Source organism: Kitasatospora sp. NPDC057500 (assembly GCF_042802195.1).
Taxonomy (GTDB): Bacteria; Actinomycetota; Actinomycetes; order Streptomycetales; family Streptomycetaceae; genus Kitasatospora.
On record NZ_JBHVER010000344.1, the window covers coordinates 1 to 4,997 of the forward strand.

A 4,997-nucleotide genomic window follows, 5' to 3' on the forward strand; every position below is an offset into this window, starting at 1 on the left:
GTACTGCAGGGGGGACCCTGTGGGAGAGTAGGACGCCGCCGAACAAATTTTGAGAAGAACCCCCGCCGGTATTCCGGCGGGGGTTCTTCGCGTTCCGGGCCCGTTCTCGGCCGGCGCTGCCCGGTGAGCCTCCGCCGCTCTGGGTGACCCCATCAAAATGGCGCTAAAACTCCCAGCTCAGGGCCCAGATCGCTGGCAAAACGGAGCCTGCGCCGTAGTCTCGAAGGCGAAGGGAACTGGTGTCCGGGATGGCCGCCAGGCTCGGCCGGATCAAGAATGGTGCACATGGGACGCGGCAGGCTGCGGATCTACCTCGGGGCGGCCCCCGGGGTCGGCAAGACGTACGCCATGCTCGCGGAGGCGCACCGGCGGGCGGAGCGGGGGACGGACGTCGTGGTGGCGTTCGTCGAGGACCACGGGCGCCGGCACACGGCCGAGCAGGTCGCCGGTCTTGAGGTGGTGCCGCGGCGGGAGCTGACGCACCGCGGGGCCGTGTTCACGGAGACGGACCTGGACGCGGTGCTGGTGCGCCGGCCGCAGGTGGCGCTGGTGGACGAGTTGGCGCACACCAATGTGCCGGGGTGCCGCAACGAGAAGCGGTGGCAGGACGTCGAGGAGCTGCTCGCGGCCGGGATCGACGTCATCTCGACGGTGAACATCCAGCACCTGGAGTCGCTCGGCGACGTCGTCGAGGGCATCACGGGGGTGCGGCAGCGGGAGACGGTGCCGGACGAGGTGGTGCGTCGGGCCGACCAGATCGAGCTCGTCGACATGTCGCCGCAGGCGCTCCGGCGCCGGCTGGCGCACGGCAACGTGTACGCGCCGGAGAAGATCGACGCGGCGCTCGCCCATTACTTCCGGCCGGGGAACCTGACGGCGCTGCGCGAGCTGGCGCTGCTGTGGACGGCCGACCGGGTCGACGAGTACCTGCAGAAGTACCGGGCCGAGCAGGGCATCCAGGGGACCTGGCAGGCGCGCGAGCGGATCGTCGTCGGTCTGACGGGCGGGCCGGAGGGGGCGACGCTGATCCGTCGGGCGGCCCGGATCGCGGCCCGGGGGTCGGGTGGCGAGCTCCTGGCCGTGCACATCTCCCGCTCGGACGGGCTGGCCGGCTCGGGCTCGGGGTCGTCGCAGACGCTGATCGAGCAGCGGGCGCTGGTGGAGAGTCTGGGCGGTTCGTACCACGCGGTGCTGGGCGACGATCCGGCCGCCGGGCTGCTGGAGTTCGCGCGCGGGGTGAACGCGACCCAGATCGTGCTGGGCACCAGCCGTCGGCCGGCCTGGCAGTACGTCTACGGGCCGGGTGTGAGCGGCACGGTGACCCGTGAGTCCGGCGACATCGACGTGCACATCGTCACCCATGAGCACGCCGCGAAGGGCCGCGGGCGGATCCCGATCCGCAAGGTGACCGACCTGGGCCGCACGCGGACGGTCGCGGGCTGGCTGATCGGGGTGGCGGGGCCGCCGCTGCTGGCGCTGGTGCTCATCAACGTGCACGGCCTGGGCCTGACCACGGACATGATGCTGTTCCTGTCGCTGACGGTGTGCGCGGCGCTGGTGGGCGGGCTGTTCCCGGCTGTCGCCTCGGCGCTGGTCGGGTCCACCGCGCTGAACTACTACTTCGCGCCGCCGATCCACACGTTCACGATCGACGAACCGCAGAACATCATGGCGGTGGCGATATTCACCGCGGTCGGCATGGCCGTGGCCTCGGTGGTCGACCTGGCGGCCCGGCGCACCCACCAGGCTTCGCGCAGCCAGACCGAGGCGCAGACGCTGAGCGCGCTGGCCGGGACGGTGCTGCGCGGGTCGCCGAACGGGGACGGGGTGCTGACCGCGCTGCTGGAGCAGGTCCGGGAGACCTTCCAGCAGGAGTCGGTGGCCCTGCTGGAGCGGCCCGACCGGGTGGGCGAGTGGCAGGCGGTGGCGACGGCGGGCCCGCGTCCGCCCGAGCGGCCGGAGACGGCCGATGTGGACGTTCCGGTCGGGGAGACGTTGGCGCTGGTGCTGCGCGGGCGGGTGCTGCCGGGTGAGGACCGCCGGCTGCTGGGGGCCTTCGCCGCACAGGCGGCCGTGCTGCTGGAGCGCCGGCGGCTGGCGGGGGAGGCGGCGGCCGCCCGGCGGGAGGCCGAGGGGAACCGCATCCGCACCGCCCTGCTGGCGGCCGTCTCGCACGACCTGCGCACACCGCTCGCGGGGATCAAGGCCTCGGTGAGCTCGCTCCGTTCGGCGGACGTGGAGTGGGACGAGGAGGACGAGGCGGAGCTGCTGGCGGGGATCGAGGCCGGTGCCGACCGGCTCGACCATCTGATCAACAACCTGCTGGACATGAGCCGGCTGCAGACGGGGACGGTCACGCCGCTGATCCAGGAGACCGACCTGGACGAGGTGGTGCCGTTCGCACTGGGCGGGGTGCCGCCGGGGGCGGTGCGGCTGGACGTGCCGGAGAGCCTGCCGATGATCCGGGCCGACGGCGGACTGCTGGAGCGGTCCCTGGCCAATCTGATCGAGAACGCCGTCAAGTACAGCCCGGACGGGGTGAAGGTGCTGGTCAAGGCCGACGCGCTGGAGCCGGCGGCCGGGCCGGGCCGGGTGGAGCTGCGGATCGTGGACCGGGGGCCGGGGGTGCCGGAGGACGCCAAGGAGCGGATCTTCGCGCCGTTCCAGCGGTACGGGGACGCGCCGCGCGGTGCCGGAGTGGGGCTCGGGCTCGCGGTGGCGCGAGGGTTCGTCGAGGCGATGGACGGCACGGTGTCCGCCGAGGACACCCCGGGCGGCGGGCTGACCATGGTCGTCACCCTGCCCGCCGTCGCACGCGTCCCGGTCCCCACGGTCCCCGACGGGACGGTCCCCACGGTCCCCGACGGTCCGGAGCCGACCCCCGCATGACCGGTTCCGTCCTCGGACGACCGTCGAACGACCACTTCCGATCCGAATGACAGCCCTGAAAGGCGGAGCCCGCATGACCCGGGTCCTCGTCGTGGACGACGAACCGCAGATCGTCCGCGCGCTGGTGATCAACCTCAAGGCCCGCAAGTACGAGGTCGACGCGGCGCACGACGGCGCGAGCGCCCTGGAGCTCGCCGCCGCCCGCCACCCCGACGTCGTCGTCCTCGACCTGGGCCTGCCCGACATGGACGGGGTCGAGGTGATCAAGGGCCTGCGCGGCTGGACCCGGGTGCCGATCATCGTGCTCTCCGCCCGGCACGCCTCCGACGAGAAGGTCGAGGCGCTGGACGCCGGCGCCGACGACTACGTCACCAAGCCCTTCGGCATGGACGAGCTGCTGGCCCGGATGCGCGCCGCCGTCCGCCGGGCCGAGCCGGTCGCCGGGGAGGACGGCTCGGTGGTGGTCACCGACAGCTTCACCGTCGACCTGGCGGCGAAGAAGGTGAACCGCGACGGCGCCGACATCCGCCTTACCCCGACCGAGTGGCATCTGCTGGAGGTCCTGGTCCGCAACGCGGGTCGGCTGGTCAGCCAGACCCAGCTGCTCCAGGAGGTCTGGGGCCCGGCCTACCGGACCGAGACGAACTATCTGCGGGTCTACCTCGCCCAGCTGCGGCGCAAGCTCGAACGCGACCCCTCGCACCCGCGGCACTTCATCACCGAGCCGGGCATGGGCTACCGCTTCGAAGGGTGAGCGGGCGGGGCCGGTCCCGGCGCCCCGGCGGCGGTCGCGGGACGCCCGCGGAGAGGGCGGGCGGCTTGTGCGGCCTGCCGCCGGGGCCCCCGGAACCGGTACCCTTCCGGCATGAGTGGTGACAACAGCAGCGGGCCGCCGCAGGGGCGCTTCCGCCGCATGCTCAGCCGGCTGACCTCCTCCACCGAGGAGTTGGAGGCCGAGGAGCTGCGCCAGGAGAGCGCCGCGGAGTCGGGCTGCACTCCGATCGCCAGGTGCGGGGACCGGCAGCTGGTCACCGTCGCCGGCACCCTGCGCACCGTGACGCTCCGCCCGCGGGCCGGGGTTCCCGCCCTGGAGGCGGAGCTCTTCGACGGCACCGAGGCGCTGGACGTGGTCTGGCTCGGGCGCCGCTCCATCGCGGGCATCGAGCCGGGGCGCCGTCTGGTCGCCAGCGGCCGGATCAGCCACGCGCGCGGCCGCCGGGTGCTGTTCAACCCCCGCTACGAGCTGCGTCCGGTCGGACACGGGAGCGAATGAGCGTGAGCAACCAGCCCGGCGGCGAGCCCGCCGCCCAGCTCGGCCTGGTGGGGATCGCCCCCGAGGAGGAGGCGGCCCGGCAGGCGCAGGCCTCCCGCGAGGCCGCCGACACCGTGATGAAGGCGTTCGGCGGGGTCCGGGGCATGATCGACATGACCCTGCCCGGCCTGGTCTTCATCATCACCTACAACATCACCCACAAGGTGCCGACGGCCGCCTGGGCGGCGCTGGGCCTGACCGTGCTGTTCGTGGTGGTGCGGCTGCTGAAGCGGGAGACCGTCCAGCACGCCTTCAGCGGCGTGTTCGGTGTCGCGATCAGCGCCTGGGTCTCGATGAAGACCGGCAAGGCGGAGGACTTCTACCTGCCGGGTCTGCTCTGGAACGTCGGCTACTGCGTGGGCCTGGCCGTCTCGGCGCTGGTCCGCTGGCCGCTGATCGGCATCATGCTCGGCCCGGTGACCGGCGAGATGTTCACCTGGCGCAAGCAGAACCCGGGCCGGCTGGCCGCCTACACCAAGGCGACCTGGGCGTGGGTGCTGATCATGGGCATCAAGCCGGTGATCCTCTTCCCGCTCTACTTCACGCACAACGTCAACCTGCTGGGCTGGCTCAAGGTCGCCCTGGGCATCCCGCCGCTGCTGCTGGCGATGTACGTGACCTGGCAGATCCTGCTGAAGGCGCCGCCGCCTATCAAGGCGCAGCTGGACGAGGAGCCGGCGGAGGAACACCCCGTCGGCGATCCCTACGCAGGCAAGTAGCGCGCAGGCAAGCAGCACGTCGGCGGGCGGCACGACCCGCACGACCCCCACGGCCGAGGGCCCGCACTCGAAACGAG

General features: G+C 72.6%; 4 protein-coding genes. All 4 read left to right on the plus strand.

The window, feature by feature from the left end; all coding sequences use genetic code 11:
- Positions 1-285 precede the first annotated feature (285 nt).
- Positions 286-2,889 carry an ATP-binding protein gene (locus tag ACFU74_RS36000; RefSeq protein WP_380764344.1) on the plus strand — a complete coding sequence of 868 codons (2,604 nt, stop codon included), beginning with the start codon at positions 286-288 and terminating at the stop codon, positions 2,887-2,889.
- A 73-nt stretch (positions 2,890-2,962) separates the two neighbouring features.
- Positions 2,963-3,643 carry a response regulator gene (locus ACFU74_RS36005; protein ID WP_355376066.1) on the plus strand — a complete coding sequence of 227 codons (681 nt, stop codon included), beginning with the start codon at positions 2,963-2,965 and terminating at the stop codon, positions 3,641-3,643.
- Between the two features lie 111 nt (positions 3,644-3,754).
- Positions 3,755-4,162, plus strand: a complete 408-nt coding sequence (locus tag ACFU74_RS36010) for an OB-fold nucleic acid binding domain-containing protein (protein ID WP_380764345.1) — start codon at positions 3,755-3,757, stop codon at positions 4,160-4,162.
- Positions 4,159-4,920 (plus strand): DUF3159 domain-containing protein, encoded by a 762-nt coding sequence (locus ACFU74_RS36015; protein ID WP_380764346.1) that lies wholly within the window; start codon positions 4,159-4,161, stop codon positions 4,918-4,920. Before ACFU74_RS36010 ends, ACFU74_RS36015 begins: the two co-directional genes overlap by 4 nt.
- The last annotated feature ends 77 nt before the right edge of the window (positions 4,921-4,997 follow it).

Excerpts from the sequence above, each read along its gene's own strand:
- ACFU74_RS36000 (WP_380764344.1), top strand. The coding sequence starts at position 286 with ATGGGACGCGGCAGGCTGCGGATCTACCTCGGGGCGGCCCCCGGGGTC.
- ACFU74_RS36005 (WP_355376066.1), top strand. The coding sequence starts at position 2,963 with ATGACCCGGGTCCTCGTCGTGGACGACGAACCGCAGATCGTCCGCGCG.
- ACFU74_RS36015 (WP_380764346.1), top strand. The coding sequence starts at position 4,159 with ATGAGCGTGAGCAACCAGCCCGGCGGCGAGCCCGCCGCCCAGCTCGGC.
- ACFU74_RS36010 (WP_380764345.1), top strand. The coding sequence starts at position 3,755 with ATGAGTGGTGACAACAGCAGCGGGCCGCCGCAGGGGCGCTTCCGCCGC.